The following is a 16,395-nucleotide window of genomic DNA, read 5'->3' on the forward strand; positions in this document are numbered from 1 at the left end:
GGGTCACCGGGAGAGCCGGAGCATCCGGCAACGCCGGGGTCACCGGGAGAGCCGGGGTCGCCGGCAGCGCCACCGGCGGAGTGGCCGGTGCCGCCGCCGTGGCCGCGGCGATGGCCGCCTTCACGGCGTCGACCAGCTCCGTCGCCTCGTCCAGCGGCAGCTGGCCGTTGTCCGCATTGAGTACGGCGGTGAGCAGATCGCTGACGGGTTTCAGTACTCCGCCCAGGTCACCCAGCGACTTGACCTGCGCGAGGAGCGCGTCGGCGTTGGGGACGGGCGCCTGCGAAGCCGCGTGACCGCGCTCGCGGGCCGCGTCGCTGTCGGCCGCCAGAGCGGCCGGTGCGCCTATTCCGAGCAGGAGGGTGGCGCAGAGTGCGGTGGACGCGATACGCCGTGCGGGCAGAGCACGCATGGAAGTTCCTTTCGGTGGTGCGGTGGTGTGTGCCGGACCATGAGTCCGCCATCGGACCCACCGTCAGATCCACCGTCGCCATCTGCAACCGGTCACACGCGCAAAGTGACGGCCCGTCGGCCGGGTCCCGTACGTCGTCCCTGGTGAGGCCCTGTGTCGAGGCCCGCCCGCCGAGTTGGCGGCCCTGCCCGCCATTCGGGGCAAACACCGGAAACGCGAACCGGCCGCCCTCCCCGAAAGGGAGAGCGGCCGGCAGAAGGGTCCGCGCCGACTTGCGTCAGTCGTTGACGCAGGTGTTGCCGAACGCCGGGTTCAGGAGACCGACGACGTTGACGGTGTTGCCGCAGATGTTGACCGGAATGTGGATCGGAACCTGCAGGACGTTGCCCGACAGGACGCCCGGGGAGTGGGCAGCGACGGCGTGCGCGTCGCTGTCGGCGGCGGCGACACCGGCGGTACCCGCCACGGTGGCGACGGCAACGGTGGAAAGGGCAAGGCCCTTCGCGATACGCGACATGGAGAAGTGCTCCTTGGGAGTTGTCACAAACATCCGGGCGGGGATGCCCGGCGCTGTGTCAACGCGTGGCGCGCGCCCGGGTTGTGCCGCCAATGGGGTGATCTCTCGAATCGCCCGGGTGCTCGATTCCGACACAGCGAACACAAATCACCAATAAGCACGCATAGCGACTAGAGTGGCTCACCTTCTGCCAGCCGCCCCGGAGCCGCCCAAAAGGCCGACCAATACCCCGAATCCGTCGCGCGGAACAGACCGGGAGCGCATGCGGCACACAAGTGACCTCCAGATTTTCCGTCCGTCGGTCCACGACCATTTCCCCGAAAGGGCTACGCCGGTCATGCCTATTTCCCCGGGTCTTCTGCTGCGCCGTGCCATGGTGGGCGTCTTTGCCGTCGCCGCGATCTGGACTCCGGGAGGTGCGGCGACGGCCGCGCCTCCCCTCGTAAAGGAGAAGGAGTCGGAGCGCCTCGCGTTCGCCCAGCGGTACCGCGCGCTCCAGCACGGCGGAATCGTCCGCGCGGCCAACGCGTCCATCAGCTGCCGCGCCACCCTCGGATCCTGCGCGGGCGTCCGCGAGGGCGAGAACCTCACGAACGGAACGGGCGCCGCCAGGGCGGCGGTCAACGGTGACTTCGACATGTTCTACGTCGACGTCGACAGCGATCCGAACACGTACAACTCCAGCCGGGCCGAGGTCCGGGTCCCGCAGGGCAGCCGCATCTCCTACGCGCGGCTGTACTGGGGCGGCAACCTCAGGGTCGGTGAGCAGAAGCCGCCGAAGGACAACGGGCGGGTGCTGATCGCCGAGCCCGGCGGCCAGTACAAGGAGCTGCTCGCCGACTCGGTCGTCGGACACCGGGTGGCGCACGGCGCCGACGCGTTCCAGGCCTCCGCCGATGTCACCAGGCTCGTCCGGGAGAGCGGTTCGGGCCTGTACACGGTCGCGCAGGTCAACGTCGCGATGGGGAAGTCGGCGGCCGGGGCGTGGGGCGGCTGGACCCTGGTCGTGGCGTACGAGAACGCGTCGGAGCCGCTGCGGCACCTGGCCGTGTGGGACGGGTTCGACGCGCTGGGGGACCGGGAGGGTGACGGACAGTTGGTCCGGTTGGCCGAACTGTCGTTCCCGGCGGGCGCGAACGGGCGCGCCGGTCTGGTCGCCTACAACGGGGACCGCGGCAGCACCGGCGACTCGCTGACGGTGTCCGCCGCAGGGCGCACCACCGCGCTCGGGGACACGGCGAACCCCCGCGACGACGTGCTGAATTCCACGATCGGCGGAGCCGTCTCGCAGCGCGTTCCGGCGTACGCGAACACCCTCGGCTACGACTCCGACGTGTTCGAACTGGGCACGGCGCTGCGGCACGGTGGTGACCAGCTGGCCTTCCGGCTCGTTTCCCAGCGGGACGCGGCGTGGGCCGGCGCACTTTTCGTGGCCGTCGACGCCCGGCAGTAGGCGAGGTGCGTCCGGCACCGCCACCCGTGAGCGAGGAAACCGCGCATGCAACTGATCGCACCCGACCCCCGGCCACGGGTCCTGCACGTCACCCAGCCGGTGGACGGCGGGGTGGCCCGGGTCGTGACGGACCTGGCGCGGGCCCAGCTCGCCGACGGTCTGCACGTCACGGTCGCCTGCCCGGACGTCGGTGGGCTCGCCTCGCGACTGCGGGCGCTCGGCGCCGACGTACGCCCCTGGCACGCGACGCGCGCGCCGGGACCCTCGCTTGTCGGGGAGGTGCGGCGGCTCGGGCGGGTGGTCGGGGCGGTGCGGCCGGATGTCGTGCACGCGCACAGCGCGAAGGCCGGGCTCGCCGCCCGGCTGGCGGTACGGGGGCGGGTGGCGACGGTGTTCCAGCCCCACGCCTGGTCGTTCGAGGCGGTCGGCGGGCCCACCGCGGCGCTGGCGCTCAAGTGGGAGCGTCGGGGGGCGCGCTGGGCCTCCCGGGTGGTGTGCGTGAGCGACGCCGAACGGGCGACCGGGGTGCGCGCCGGGATCACCGGGCAGTGGCGGGTGATCCCGAACGGGATCGACACGGAGCGCTTCCGCCCGGCGGCCGGGAACCCCGTACGGGCCGGGATTCCGCTGCTCGCGGATGTCCATCCGGCCGCTCCCCTGGTCGTGTGCGTGGGCCGGCTGTGCCGGCAGAAGGGGCAGGACGTGCTGCTCCGGGCGTGGGGCGAGGTCGCGCAGCGGGTGCCGGGGGCGCGGCTCGTGCTCGTCGGGGACGGGCCGGACGCCGGGCGGCTGCGGGCCCTCGCCCCCGCCTCAGTGCTGTTCGCCGGGGCCGTCGCCGATGCCGTCCCCTGGTACCGGGCCGCCGATCTGGTCGTTCTGCCCTCCCGGTGGGAGGGCATGGCGCTGGCGCCGCTGGAGGCGATGGCCTGCGGGCGGCCGGTCGTCGTCACCGACGTGGACGGCGGGCGCGAGAGTCTGCCCGCCGCCCTCGCCCCGCGCTGTCTGGTGCCGGCCGAGAATTCCGCCGCACTGGCCGGGACCGTCTCCGAACTGCTGCTCGACCCACCGCTGCGTGAGTCGCTGGGGCACCTGGGGCGCCGGCACGTCCTGTCCGCCCACGACGTACGGCACACCGCCGACGCCGTCGCGGACGTGTACCGCGAGCTGACAACCGCGCACGCCGTGCGGCCCGTGCGCGCCGAGTACAGGGAGTCCATCCACTCGTGACTGCGGAAAGTACCGTCCCCTCCCCCGGCGGAGGGCCGCGGGAGTACGGACTCTCGACCGTCTCGGCCGTCTCGGTCCGCCCGCCCCGCGGGTCGGCGGGCGGCTTCAGATTCCCGGCCGGCCGACGCCCCGCGCCCCGGCCAGCCTCCCCACTGCCGCTGCTCACCGTCGACAGCAGCGCCGCCCTGCTCGGCGCCCTGGCGCTGACCGAGCCACTGCGCCACCCCCTTCTGGTCGGCGCGCTGCTGCTCGGCGTGGTTGTGCTGAACACGCGCGCCTCGCTCTACCGGCCCGAGTCCGTGCCCGCGTTCCTCGACGAACTGCCCGCCGTCTGCGGCCGGATCGCGATGGGCTGGCTGGCTCTGGCTGCCGTGGTCGGCGCGTACGCGCCCGGCGACGCGCTGTCCGCGCGGACCCTCGTCCTGGGCTGTGCGGTACAGGCGGCGGCGAGTGCCGCCGGGCGCGGTACCGTCCATTGGCTGCGGCGCCGGGCGCTGCTGCGACGCCCGCACACCGCCCTCGTCATCGGCCCGGCCGGCACCGCCCGGCGGGTGGCCGCCGCGTTCCTGCGCCACCCGGCGTGCGGGGTACGGCCGGTGGGCCTCGTCACCGACCACCCGGACGGCATCGCGGGTCTGCCCGTGCTGACCACCGGCGAGGAGGTCGAGCGGGCGCTGATCCAGAACGGCGTCCGGGCCGTGCTCGCCGTCCATCCCTCCGTACGGGCCGAACAGGGGCCGCTGCTGCGGGCGTTGGCCGAGTCGGGCTGCACTGTGTGGGAGATCGACGCCGAGTCGCCCTCCTACGAGAGCGCCGAACGGCTCGCCGGGTTCTCCTGCCGACGGCTCGCGATGGTGCCGGACCGGCCGGGCAGCATCGGCAAGCGGCTGCTCGACGTCATGGTCTCGGGCACGCTGCTCCTGCTGCTCTCGCCGCTGCTGCTGCTGTGCGCGGTGGTGCTGCGGCTGACCGGCGGGCGTGGTGTGGTCTTCAAGCAGGAGCGCATCGGTCTGGACGGGCGCCCCTTCACCCTCCTCAAGTTCCGCACCCACCGCCCGGTCGACGAGATGGAGGCGGCGACCCGCTGGAGCGTCGCGGACGAACGCCGCATGAACTGGTTCTGCCGGTTCCTGCGGCGCACCTCGCTGGACGAGCTCCTCCAGTTGTGGAACGTCCTCTGGGGCGACATGAGCCTGGTCGGACCGAGGCCCGAACGCCCGTACTTCGTCGGCCAGTTCAGCCAGACCTACCCCGGTTACGCGGCCCGTCACCGGATGCAGACCGGTATCACCGGGCTCGCCCAGATCCACGGGCTGCGCGGTGACACCTCGATCGAGGACCGCTGCCGGTTCGACAACGCCTACATCGACAACTGGTCGCTCTGGCAGGACATCTGCATCCTGCTGCGCACCGCCGCCGCGCTCGTCCGCCCGACAGGAAGCTGAGCGCAGTGAGCCACAGCCCCGCGCTGACGTTGCCGCGCCGAGTGCCATTCCCGCACGTCGCGTCCTTCGCTCCGCTGCTGCCCGTGATCCTGGTGATCGCCCTGCTCGCGCTGCCGGCCCCGCAGGGCACCGACGGCGGAGCGACCCCGGCCGACGCCGTCTCCGGGCTCGTGGTCCTCTACTGCGCGATCCGGCTCGTACGGGAGCGGCGGCGCCCCCTGTCCCGCACGGCCGCCGTGGTGCTCGGGCTGCCCGTGGTCGGGCTCGCGGTCGCCGCCGTCGGGGCGTCCTCGCCCGCGGCCGGGATCGGGGGCCTGGGGCGCTACCTCCAGATCTTCGTGCTGGTCCCGGCGTCCGTGCTGCTGCTGGTCCGGGACCGGCGCGACTTCCGGGTGCTGGCCTGGGCGTTCGTCGGGCTCGCCCTGTTCCAGGGGGCGGTCGGGGTGCACCAGTACGCGACCGGGACCGGCGCCTCCTACCAGGGCGAGGAGATCCGGGCGGTGGGCACCTTCGGGCCCACCGATGTGATGGGCATGTCGACGGTCGTGTCGTTCGGGCTGATGTGCTCGGTGGGGCTGGCCCTCGGGTCGGGCGCCGCCCGACAGCGGGCCTTTGCCGCCGGCTGCGCCCTGGTACTCCTCGCCCCGCTCGCCGTCTCCTTCAGCCGGGGTGCCTGGATCGCCACGGCGGCGGCCTGCACGCTGCAACTGGCGCTGGCCGGGATGCGGCGCGCGCTGAAGGTGGGCGCGGTGGTGACCGCCTCGGCCGTGATCCTGGTCGGCGGCCTGGGCATCGGTACGGCGATGCTCCAGGAGCGGATCAGCAGCATCACTCAAGTGACGGACGCCCCTGACCAGTCGGTCACCGACCGGTACACGATGTGGGCGGCGGCGACCGACATGTGGAGCCAACACCCGCTCACAGGGGTCGGGTTGAAGGGCTTTCCCGAACACCGCGACGGACACGCCTCGTTGGCCCTGTCCGCGGGCAGCGACACGGAGGGCGCGGGGGCCGCGTACCGCAAGCAGCCGCTGCTGTCCCCGCACAACATGTACCTGCTGGTGCTCAGCGAGCAGGGCCTCATCGGGCTGCTGGCCCTCGGAGGCAGCTGGCTGGCGCTGCTGGTGTGCGGACTGCGAGGGCTGGTGCGGGCAAGACGGTCACCGTCCGACGGTGGGCTCGACTGTGCCCTCGTCGCCTGCGGGCTGCTGATCTGGCAGTTGACCGACTTCCTCTACGCCGACATCGGCGGGCCCGCGACCGTGCTGACCGCCGTCGCCTTCGGGCTCGCCGCCTGGTGGGCCCTCGGCGGCGGCGACGCGCCCAGGGCCTCGGCGCGATGACCGCGATTCCTCCCCGGGCCGAGGGAGAGACCAGGGTGACGCTGCCCGCCGCACGCGCCGCTTCCGCCGCCACCGGGGCGAGCAAGGACGAGGGGGACGACAGCGGACCCGCCGAACTCGCCCCTGTTTCAGGGAAGTTCCTCGCCAAGGCCACCCTCGTCACCGCGGTCCTCTCGGTCGCGGGCGCGCTGCTCGGGCTGATCCGGGACCAGTCGCTGGCCCGGCTGTTCGGGGCCGGCAGTGACACGGACGCCTTCCTGGTCGCGTGGACGGTGCCGGAGTTCGCGGCGACGCTGCTCATCGAGGACGGGCTGGCCTTCGTCCTGATCCCGGCGTTCAGCGTGGCGCTGGCCCGGCGCGCCCAGGGTGCCCCGGGCGATCCGGTGCGGGCGCTGGTCGCCACGACGCTGCCCCGGCTGGCGCTGGCGTGCGCGGCGGTCGGCGCGCTGCTGATCGCCACCGCTCCCTACCTGGTCGAGGCACTCGCCCCGGGCCTGCCCGACCCGTCGCTCGCCGTGGACTGCACGCGCCTCACCGCCACCTGCGTCTTCAGCTTCGGGCTCGCCGGCTACTGCAGCGCGGCCCTGCGCGCGCACCGGCGGTTCCTGGCACCGGCGGCGATCTACGTGGCCTACAACGTCGGCATCATCACGGCGATGTTCGTGCTGGGCGGGCGCTGGGGGGTGCGCTCGGCGGCGGTCGGGGTGGCGGTGGGCGGCGCCCTGATGGTCGTAACCCAACTGCCCTCTGTTCTAAGACAGTTGCGGCGTCGCCAGTCGGCCGTGCCGGTAGAGATCGTGGTGGAGGAGACGTCCGCGGCGCCGATGGCGTTCGCGCTCGTCGCGCCCGTGCTGCTCTTCGCGCTGACCCGGCAGTCGCAGGTGCTCATCGAGCGCTTCCTCGCCTCCACGCTGCCCGCCGGGGCCATCTCGCACCTGAACTACGCGCAGAAGGTGGCTCAGATCCCGATGACGCTGTCGCTGATGCTGTGCACGGTCACCTTCCCGGTGGTCGCGCAGGCGATCGCGGAGGGCGACACCGAGCGGGCCCGCAACCGGGTGGAGCGGGATCTCGCGCTGGCCGCCTGGGTGGTGCTGCTCGGCGCGGCCGCGGTGATCGCCTGTGCGCCGCAGGTCATCGAACTCCTCTTCCAGCGGGGCGCGTTCGTCGCCCGGGACACCGAGGCGACGGCGACCGTGATGCGCGTGTACGCGGTCGGGCTGCTCGGGCACACCCTGGTCGGCGCGCTCATCCGCTCGTACTTCTCCTCGAGCCGACCCACCTGGTACCCGATGGCAGCGATGACCGCGGGGGTCGTGGCGACCTCCTGGATCGGCGCCTGGACGGTCGGTCGATGGGGCGTGTGCGGGATCGCCGCCGCCAACGCCGCCGGGATCACGCTGTCGGCCGCGCTGCTGCTCTGCGGCATGGGGCCGCGCAGTGTGCCGATCCGGACCCGGCGGGTGCTGGCCGAGCTGAGCAAGCCCGTGCGCGCGGCGGTGTGCGCGACGGCCGTGGGGGTGTTCGTGACCAGCCGGATCGACGGGCCGGTGGCGGGACTCGCCGCCGGTACCGCGACCGTCACCGTCGTCTACCTCCTGCTCGGCCTGCTCATGGGGGCCCAGGCCGTGCAGAGCTTCGTACTCGCACTCCGTTCCGTATGCTCCATGACCCGAAGGCTGCCGCATGCCCGCAAACGCACCCGCACCCACGCCCGCCCCCGACACCGGCACCGCCGCCGCGACCGGGTCCGCTGACCGGCTCCGAAGAGGTCCCCGTCCGGGGCCCGTTCCCTGGGTGGCGATGTACCACTCGGTGGGCGACTGCTCCGACGACCCGTACCGCATCACGGTCACGCCCGACCGCCTCGACGCCCAGCTGCGGTGGCTGCGCCGGCGCGGGCTGCGGGGCGTGGGTGTGGCCGAGCTGCTCGCCGCCCGTTCCCGGGGCGAGGGACGCGGCCTGGTCGGGCTCACCTTCGACGACGGGTACGCCGACTTCCTGACCAACGCCCTTCCGGTGCTGGAGCGTTGGGACTGCGGCGCGACCCTCTTCGTCCTGCCGGGACGGCTCGGCGGGGAGAACGCCTGGGATCCGCTGGGCCCGCGCAGGCCGCTGCTCACGGCGGACGGCATCCGCGCCGTCGCCGGGGCCGGGGTCGAGATCGGGTCACACGGACTGACGCACGTCGACCTGACGAAGGCGGACGACGACCTGCTGCGCGCCGAGGTCGCCGAAAGCAGAGCGCTGCTCACGGAGTTGAGCGGTGCTCCGGTCAAGGGGTTCTGCTATCCCTACGGGACCGTCGACCAGCGGGCCGTCGACGCCGTGCTGGCGGCCGGCTACGGATACGGCTGCGCCATCGACCCCGGACAGCTGAACGGCGTCCATGTCCTGCCCCGCGTGCACATCGGCGAGAACGACACCGCCGTACGCCTGCATCTCAAGTACCGGCTGCACCGGCTGCGGCGCCGGCCGGCCCGGGGGGTGTGAGGCGTGAAGGCCCTGCACATCATCACCGGGCTCGGCGTCGGCGGCGCCGAACAGCAACTCCGTTTGCTGCTCAGGCACTTGCCCGTCGAGTGCGATGTCGTGACGCTCACCAACCCCGGCTCGGTCGCCGACGGTCTGATCGCCGACGGCGTCCGGGTCGTCCACCTCGGCATGGCCGGCAACCGGGATCTCGCCGCCCTCCCCCGGCTGGTGAACGTCATCCGCTCGGGCGGCTACGACCTCGTGCACACGCACCTCTACCGGGCCTGCGTGTACGGCAGGATCGCCGCGCGGCTCGCGGGCGTACGGGCTGTCGTCGCCACCGAACACTCCCTCGGCGACTCGCAGATGGAGGGGCGGCGGCTGACCGCCGGGGTGCGCGCGCTGTACCTCACCGGCGAACGGCTCGGCCGCGTCACCGTCGCCGTGTCCCCCACGGTCGCCGAACGGCTCCGCCGCTGGGGTGTGCCCGCGCCCCGGATCGAGGTCGTCCCCAACGGCATCGACCTGGCCCGCTTCCGCTTCGACCCGGTCGCCCGGCACCGCACCCGCGAGCACCTCGGGCTGCCCGAGGGGGCGTACGTCGTGGGCGGCATCGGACGGCTCGCACCGGGCAAGCGCTTCGGTGACCTCATTGACGCGCTCGCCCAACTCCCCGACGACTACTGGCTGTTGCTCGTCGGCGGCGGCCCCGAGGAGCACGCCCTGCGGCGCGCCGCACGCGAGGCGGGCGTCGCCCGCCGGGTGCTGTTCACCGGCGAACGGCCCTGCGTACCGGACGGCACCCCCGGCCCCGACCTGCCGTCCCTCACCTCCGCCATGGACCTGCTCGCCTCCCCGTGCCCGGAGGAGGCCTTCGGTCTCGCGGTCGTGGAGGCACTGGCCGCCGGGCTGCCCGTCCGGTACGTCTCCTGCCCGGCGATCGAGGACCTGCCCCCGGAGGCCGCCGAGGGCGCCCGGCGCGTACCCGGCGGCTCGGACTCCTTCGCGCGCGCCCTCGCCGAGGCCCGCGCGGTGGGCCCACAGGACCGCACGCCCCCCGCCGCGGCCCACCACTACGACATCACCCGCAGCGCCGCCCAGCTCATGGACGTGTACGCGGCGACCATCCCCTCCATGACACCGTCCCCGTCACCCCAGGGAGTCCCCTCCTCATGACCGAGAACCCCCGCAGAGCCCCCCGCCTCACGCCCCGCACCCGCGCCCGCACCCGCGCCCGCGCCCTGCTCCCGTGGACCCTCCTGGCGGCCGGCGCCGTACTCGGCGGCCTCCTGGGCGGCGCGTACGGTACCTTCAAGCCGCCCACCTACACGGCCACGAGCTATGTCGTCGCCGTACCGACCGAGAAGTCCGACCCGGCGTCCGCGCTCGGTTTCGCGCAGGCCTACGGGCGGGTCGCCACCCAGGTCGCGGTGCTCGGGGACGCCCAGGTGCGATCGGGCGTGCCGCTGTCGACGCTGCGAAAGAGCGTGCAGACCGCGACCTCGCCGGACGCGCCCATGGTCGCCGTCTCGGCCACCTCCGCGCGCCGCGGCCTCGCCGCCGACATGGCCAACGCCGTGGCCGATTCCCTCACCCGGCACGCCAACGACACCAAGGGCTCCACCCACGTGGAGCTGCTCCAGTTCTCGCGCGCGGTCAAGCCTGCCGAGCCGTCGTCGGCCTCGCGCAAGGTGACCGGGCTGGTCGGCGCGAGCGCGGGCGGGCTGCTCGGCGGACTGGTGCTGCTGGTGCGGCCCCGGCGCAGTACGGAGGAACCGGCGCCCTCGGCCTCCGTACCGGGCCCGGCCGTCGCCGCCGACGTCCATGGACAGCTGTGACGGTCACGACCACGGGCGCCCTGAGCACCGAAGTCGTCAGCGACGAGGCTGCCTTCACCGAACTCGCTCAGGCCTGGAGCCGGTTGTACCGGCGGTGCGGCGCGGCGACCCCGTTCCAGAGCCACGCCTGGCTGCACTCGTGGTGGCTGTCGTACGGCGTCCCGGGCCGGCTGCGGATCGTCGTCGTCCGCGATCCGGAGGGTGAACTCCTGGCCGCCGCCCCGCTGATGCGGGTGAACCGCCCGCTGCCCGCCCTCGTGCCGCTCGGCGGCGCGATCTCCGACTACGGTGACCTTCTCCTCGACGACGACGCGGCCGACGAGGCCGCCACCGCCCTCGCCGAGGGCCTCTCCGACGCCGCCCGCACCGCCCTGATCGACTTCCGCGAGGTCCGGCCGGGCGGCGCGGCAGAACGCGTGTACGAGCGCTGGAGTGGCCCCCGCCGCCAGGTCAGGGACTCCCTGTGCCTGGAGCTGCCCGCTGTCTCGATGGACGGCCTGGTCTCCCGCCTCCCCTCGGCCAAGGCCCAGCGGGTCCGCGCCAAGCTGCGCAAGCTGACCGCGCTCGGCGTCGAACGACGCGTCGTCCGCCCCGACGAGGTCGACGCGGCCCTGGCCCGCCTGCTCGAACTGCACCAACTCCAGTGGCAGGGACGCAAGGTGACGTCGGAACACCTCCAGCCCCGGTTCCGCGAACACCTCGCCCGGTCGGTCGGACCGATGGTGCGCTCCGGGGACGCCGTGGTCACCGAGTTCCGCCTCGACGACAGCGTGGTCGCCGTCGATCTGACCCTGCTGTCGGGACGCCTCGCGGGCGGCTACCTGTACGGCGCCCATCCGGGCCTGCGGAAACGGAAGGCGGACGTCGCCGTGATACTGCTCGACGCCTGCGCGCAGCACACCGGGGCGGGCGGGCACAGCACGCTGAGCCTGCTGCGCGGTGACGAGCCGTACAAGCACCACTGGCGCCCCGAACCCGTGTTCAACCAGCGGCTGTTGCTGGCCCGGCGGCTGACGGCACCGCTGATGTCGGCGGTCGTGTGCGATGTCGCCGCCCGCAGCCGGGGCAAGGAACTCCTGCGCCGGCTGCGGGAACGCGACGGAAGCGGAAGCGGCAACGGTGGCGGAGGGGAACCCGGGAACGGTGGCGGCGGATCGTGAACGACCTGCCGCCACCGGGCGGTCACCGGTTGCGCGACCACCAGTCGAAGCGCAGGCACAGCTTCCCGCCCATCCAGTACTCCACCCAGTCGCCCAGATCCAGCGGCGAGCAGTTGGGCGGCGGCAGCGGCACCGGCGGGGTGACCGGGTCCGTGGGCTTCGTCGGCTGCGGGGTCGGTTCCGGCGTCGGGGTCGGCACGGTCGGCTCCGTGTCCTTACGGCCCGTCAGCATCTGGCGGTACACCGCGGACGCCTTCGGATTGCTGCCGCACTGCCAGACGCCGTGCGGGCAGTAGTCGGTCAGCGTGTTGTACAGCGGTTTGTGCTTGTCCATCCAGGCGAGCATGCGCCGCATGTACTCCGGATTGTCGCCGTTGCGGAAGAGTCCCCATTCCGGATAGGAAATGGGCTTTCCGTGCGCCTTGGCGAAGTCCACATGCGCCTGAAGTCCGTAGGGCTCGCTCACCTGCTCGTCGAATGACAGTCCCCGGGGCTGGTCGTACGAGTCCATTCCGATGATGTCGACCGTGTCGTCCCCCGGATAACACTGCGACCACGGAATGGCGTCACGGCCCCGGTTCGGATTGAAATCGAACCGGAATTTCTGGCCCGGCACCGCACGCATCGTGGTGACGATCCTCTTCCAGTATCTCTTCCAGGCCTCCGGGTCCGGCCCGCAGCGATGGGTGTACGTGATGCCGTTCATTTCCCAGCCGAGCACGATGACGGTGTCCGGGATCTTCAGCGCGACCAGCCGCTCGGCCAGGGCGCGGAAGTGGTGATCGTACAGACCGGCCGCGCCGCGCCTCAGATGCACCCGGACCTGACGGTCGGAGACGCCTTCCTCGTTGCGCTCCAGCATGGGCACGTTGAGGACGAACAGCCGTTCCTCGTCGGCCCGCCGCCAGTCCGCCCACACGTCGAGGAACCCGGGCAGCCCCTCGATGTTGCTCCACCGGTCACCCGGCAGGTAGGTGTGCCCGACCTTGAGATCGGCATTGCCGAGCCAGCGGCTGAGCTCGGCGATCCTGGCCGTGCCCCGGGCGCCGTCGTAGTCGACGTACGCACCGAAGGCGGGGAGCTCGGGGGCCTCCGGCGGCTCCGGCGGCTCCGGTTTGGGGGGCTCGGGGGCCACCGGGGGTTCGGGGGTCACGGGCGCGACCGGTGCCACGATCCCGGTGGGCGGTGTCGGCTGCGTGACCGTGTCCGGTGCCGGGACGGGAGGATCGGCCACCCCCGCGCCCACGGCATATCCCGGCCCCGATGCCAGGACGGCCGACGCGGCGACTGTCGCCGCCAGGAACGCCAGCCGTCCGGTGCGGGCCCGTCGCTTCTGTGGGGCCATGCCTGCTCCTTCCTCCACGCTCGTACTCCCTGTTCTCGCACTGCGTTCTCACACCGCGTGTTTTCGCACTGCCTGTTCTCGTTCTGCTCTTCCACCTACTGACACTCAGTCATATGAGTATGAATTCCGCCACCGCACCTAGGACTTTCGAGTGTTCAGCTCGCCCGCACGAGTGAACCGACCGAAGGAAACCCGAAAACACATGTCCGTATCGCTGCTCGACACCCGCGTCCCCGCCGTCCTCGTGCGAACCGACCGGAATCCCTTTCACCACGGAACACTGGGCGCCGTACGCTCACTCGGCCGGGCCGGCGTCGACGTACACCTGGTCGCCGACGTCGGCGGAAGTCCCGTACGCAGATCCCGCTTTGTACGCCGCCTGCATCCGCCGCCGCCACCCGGCGCCGCCCCCGCCGACATCGCCCACGCGCTGCTGCGGGTGGCCGCCCAGATCGCGCGGCCCGCCGTGCTGATCCCGCTCGACGACGCGAGCGCCGTCGCGGTGGGCCGGGCACAGACCGAGCTTGCGCCCGCCTATCTGCTGCCGCTGCAGCCCGGCGCGTTGCCCGAACGGGTTGCCGACAAGGCCGAACTGGCCGCCGTGTGCGCGGCCGTGGGCGTGCCGCACCCGCTGACACTGGTCCCGGACAGCGCGTCCGAGGCCGCCGCCGTGGCCTGGCGGCTCGGGCTGCCGGCCGTGGCGAAGTGGAGCCGGCCCTGGCTGCTCCCGGCCGACAGCGACCTGCGCAGCACGGTCGTCGTGCGCTCGGCACGCCAGGCACGGGAGCTGTACCTGCGCACGGAGGAGGCGGGCAGCCGGCTGCTGCTCCAGGCGTTCCTGCCGCCGGGACCCGACCTCGACTGGTTCTGCCACGGGTACGCCGACCGCACCGGGACCGTGCGCGGCGGCGGCCCCGGCCGCAAGCTGCACGCCTGGCCACGCGGCGCCGGACTGACCTCGGTGGGCCGCTGGACACCGAACGCACCGGTGCGGGCGCTCACCGAACGCGTCGTCGGCGAGCTCGGCTACCGGGGCATCTTCGACCTCGACTTCCGCCTCTGCGCCACCACCGGTGGCTACCACCTGCTCGACTTCAACCCGCGCCCCGGCGCCCAGTTCCGGCTCTTCACCGACACGGCCGGACTGGACGTCGTACGCGCCCAGCACCTCGACCTGACCCACCATCCGCTGCCCGAGGGGGCACCCCGGCCCGGGCGGACGTTCGTGGTCGAGAACTACGCGCCGCTCAGCACGCTGCGCCCGGCGCCGGCCGGCCGCGAACTGGCCTGGCACGCGCCGGACGACCTCGCGCCCGGCCGGGCGATGTGGGCCCTGTGGGCCCGGCACGCCGCCCGCCGCCTGCCGGGCCGGCTGCGCCGGCTGTGCGAGCGGACCGGACCGGACGACATGCGGCCACAAGTCGTCCGGCAGGCGGCGCCTGGCGCGCCCCTGCCGTTGACCGAGGGTTCCGCGGCCGACGGCTCCCTGAGCGACGGCTCCCTGACCGACGGCCCTCTGAGCGACAACGAGAAAGCGAGCAGTTGCTGATGTACGACCTGCTGGTGGTGGGCGCGGGCCCCTACGGCCTGTCCATCGCCTCTCACGCCGCGCGCGCCGGGCTCCGCCTGCGCGTCCACGGCCGGCCCATGGCGTCCTGGCGCGACCACATGCCCCAGGGCATGTACCTCAAGTCCGAGCCATGGGCGTCGAACCTGTCCGACCCCGACGGCCGCTGGCGCCTGGACACGTACTGCGCCGGTCAGGGCGTCGAGGCACGGCACGGGGAGCCGATCCCCCTGGAGATGTTCGCCGCGTACGGCCAGTGGTTCGCCCGCAACGCCGTGCCCGAGGTCGACGAACGGACGGTGACCCGGGTGGCGCCCGTGACCGGGGGCTTCGAGGCGGTCACGGAGGACGGCGAGACGGTACGCGCCCGCACGGTCGCCCTGGCCGTCGGCGTGCTCCCATTCGTCGAGATCCCCGCCGCGCTGCGCGGCCTCGGCCCCGACCTGGTCTCGCACAGTTGCCACCACAGCGACCTCGACCGCTTCCGCGGCCGGGACGTCACAGTGATCGGCGGTGGCCAGGCCGCCCTGGAAACGGCGGCCCTGCTCGCGGAACAAGGCACCCGGGTACGTGTGTTGGCCCGCGCGGAGCAGCTGAACTGGAACGACGTACCGCCGCCGTGGGAGCGCCCCTGGTGGCATGCGGCCCGCGCCCCGCACAGCGGCCTGGGCTGCGGCTGGCGCAACTGGTTCTACGCCGAACGCCCCGGCCTCTTCTCCCGCCTCCCCGAACCGACCCGGGCCCGGATCGCCGCGACGGCCCTGGGCCCGGCGGGCGCCTGGTGGGTACGCGACCGGATGGAACCCGCGGTGGAGGTGCTTGTAGGTCAGGAGGTGGCGGAGGCACGGGAGTTGGGGGGCGGCGGCGGTGGCGGTGGCGGTGGCGTACGACTGGACACGGTGACCCGGTCCGGTGAGCGACGGTCCCTGGAGACCGAACACGTCATCGCGGCAACGGGGTTCAGGGCGACGTGCGACCGCCTGAGCCTGCTGGACCCGCAACTCGGCGGCAGCCTGCGCACGTTGGCGGACGACTCACCGGCGGTCGGGCGGTGCTTCGAGTCCTCGTACCCCGGCCTGTTCCTGGCGGGCCTGGTGACTGCGTCAGGCTTCGGCCCGGCGATGCGCTTCGTGCACGGCGCGACGTTCACCGCGGGGACCCTCGTACGAGGGGTACGGCGCCGGCTGCGGGCGGGGGCCCGGGGCGGCGGAACGGGGGTGCCCGGGCCGGGGCGGCGGGAGGCACGCTCCGCTGGACATGCGGCTGGTTCGCTGCGGGCCGGTGGGGGCTGATCGCGCAGTTCCCCGGGCCCCCGGCGAGCCCCGCACCCCTTACGGGGGTACGGGGCTCGTCCGGTGCCTGGGCTTTAGGCGTGGCTCACTCGTGGGCGCCGGTCCGGCCGCGCCGACCCCGTCGGTACACGACGATGCCACCGGCGATCAGCGCGACGCTGACGGCCGAGGCCGCGAACAGTTCCTCACGGCTGCCGGTCGGCGGCAGATGAGGCGGCGTCGTCGGCGGTGCGGTGGGCGGCTTCGCCGTCGGCGGGCCTGTGGGGGGCTTCGCCGGAGGCGTCGTCGGAGGCTTCGCCGTCGGCGGACCCGTCGGAGGCT

Annotated in this window: 13 protein-coding genes and 1 pseudogene; 11 read left to right on the forward strand and 3 right to left on the reverse strand. The window is 73.2% G+C overall.

Annotated elements, in window-relative coordinates; translation table 11 throughout:
• Positions 1–412, reverse strand: a pseudogene (locus RB628_RS30750) (hypothetical protein); the annotation flags it as partial.
• 277 nt (positions 413–689) lie between these two features.
• Positions 690–929 carry a chaplin gene (locus tag RB628_RS30755; RefSeq protein ID WP_318323849.1) on the reverse strand — a complete coding sequence of 80 codons (240 nt, stop codon included), beginning with the start codon at positions 927–929 and terminating at the stop codon, positions 690–692.
• A gap of 337 nt (positions 930–1,266) precedes the next feature.
• Between RB628_RS30755 and RB628_RS30760 the strand changes: the two genes are divergently transcribed.
• From RB628_RS30760 to RB628_RS30800, 9 genes are read left to right on the forward strand one after another with little or no spacing between them, the layout of a single operon-like run.
• Positions 1,267–2,382 carry a DUF3344 domain-containing protein gene (locus tag RB628_RS30760; protein WP_318323850.1) on the forward strand — a complete coding sequence of 372 codons (1,116 nt, stop codon included), beginning with the start codon at positions 1,267–1,269 and terminating at the stop codon, positions 2,380–2,382.
• Positions 2,383–2,427: 45 nt separating this feature from the next.
• Complete coding sequence (locus tag RB628_RS30765; protein WP_318323851.1) at positions 2,428–3,609, forward strand: glycosyltransferase; 1,182 nt, start codon at positions 2,428–2,430, stop codon at positions 3,607–3,609.
• Positions 3,606–5,054, forward strand: coding sequence for an exopolysaccharide biosynthesis polyprenyl glycosylphosphotransferase (locus RB628_RS30770; protein WP_318323852.1), 1,449 nt, complete (start codon positions 3,606–3,608; stop codon positions 5,052–5,054). Before RB628_RS30765 ends, RB628_RS30770 begins: the two co-directional genes overlap by 4 nt.
• Positions 5,055–5,059: 5 nt before the next feature.
• On the forward strand, positions 5,060–6,397 hold the full coding sequence (locus tag RB628_RS30775) for an O-antigen ligase family protein (protein WP_412180748.1): 1,338 nt from the start codon (positions 5,060–5,062) through the stop codon (positions 6,395–6,397).
• Entirely contained in the window at positions 6,394–8,154 is a 1,761-nt protein-coding gene (gene murJ, locus RB628_RS30780) for a murein biosynthesis integral membrane protein MurJ (RefSeq protein ID WP_318323854.1), read from the forward strand. The genes RB628_RS30775 and murJ overlap by 4 nt, the downstream gene beginning before the upstream one ends.
• A 46-nt stretch (positions 8,155–8,200) precedes the next feature.
• A complete protein-coding gene (locus tag RB628_RS30785) occupies positions 8,201–8,890 on the forward strand; it encodes a polysaccharide deacetylase family protein (RefSeq protein ID WP_318323868.1) in 690 nt (229 codons plus the stop codon).
• Between the two features lie 3 nt (positions 8,891–8,893).
• Positions 8,894–10,048 carry a glycosyltransferase gene (locus tag RB628_RS30790; RefSeq protein ID WP_318323855.1) on the forward strand — a complete coding sequence of 385 codons (1,155 nt, stop codon included), beginning with the start codon at positions 8,894–8,896 and terminating at the stop codon, positions 10,046–10,048.
• Entirely contained in the window at positions 10,045–10,710 is a 666-nt protein-coding gene (locus RB628_RS30795) for a lipopolysaccharide biosynthesis protein (RefSeq protein ID WP_318323856.1), read from the forward strand. The genes RB628_RS30790 and RB628_RS30795 overlap by 4 nt, the downstream gene beginning before the upstream one ends.
• Complete coding sequence (locus tag RB628_RS30800; protein WP_318323857.1) at positions 10,707–11,870, forward strand: GNAT family N-acetyltransferase; 1,164 nt, start codon at positions 10,707–10,709, stop codon at positions 11,868–11,870. The genes RB628_RS30795 and RB628_RS30800 overlap by 4 nt, the downstream gene beginning before the upstream one ends.
• Positions 11,871–11,892: 22 nt before the next feature.
• On the opposite strand, the gene RB628_RS30805 is transcribed toward RB628_RS30800, so the two are convergent.
• Positions 11,893–13,215 (reverse strand): glycoside hydrolase family 26 protein, encoded by a 1,323-nt coding sequence (locus RB628_RS30805; protein ID WP_318323859.1) that lies wholly within the window; start codon positions 13,213–13,215, stop codon positions 11,893–11,895.
• 202 nt (positions 13,216–13,417) lie between these two features.
• On the opposite strand from RB628_RS30805, the gene RB628_RS30810 reads away from it, so the two are divergent.
• Together RB628_RS30810 and RB628_RS30815 are read left to right on the forward strand one after the other, a co-directional pair.
• Positions 13,418–14,764 (forward strand): ATP-grasp domain-containing protein, encoded by a 1,347-nt coding sequence (locus RB628_RS30810; protein ID WP_318323860.1) that lies wholly within the window; start codon positions 13,418–13,420, stop codon positions 14,762–14,764.
• A complete protein-coding gene (locus tag RB628_RS30815) occupies positions 14,764–16,074 on the forward strand; it encodes an NAD(P)-binding domain-containing protein (protein ID WP_318323861.1) in 1,311 nt (436 codons plus the stop codon). The genes RB628_RS30810 and RB628_RS30815 overlap by 1 nt, the downstream gene beginning before the upstream one ends.
• Positions 16,075–16,395 lie beyond the last annotated feature (321 nt).

The sequence above is a fragment of the Streptomyces sp. ADMS genome (genome assembly GCF_033441795.1).
Classification (GTDB): Bacteria; Actinomycetota; Actinomycetes; order Streptomycetales; family Streptomycetaceae; genus Streptomyces.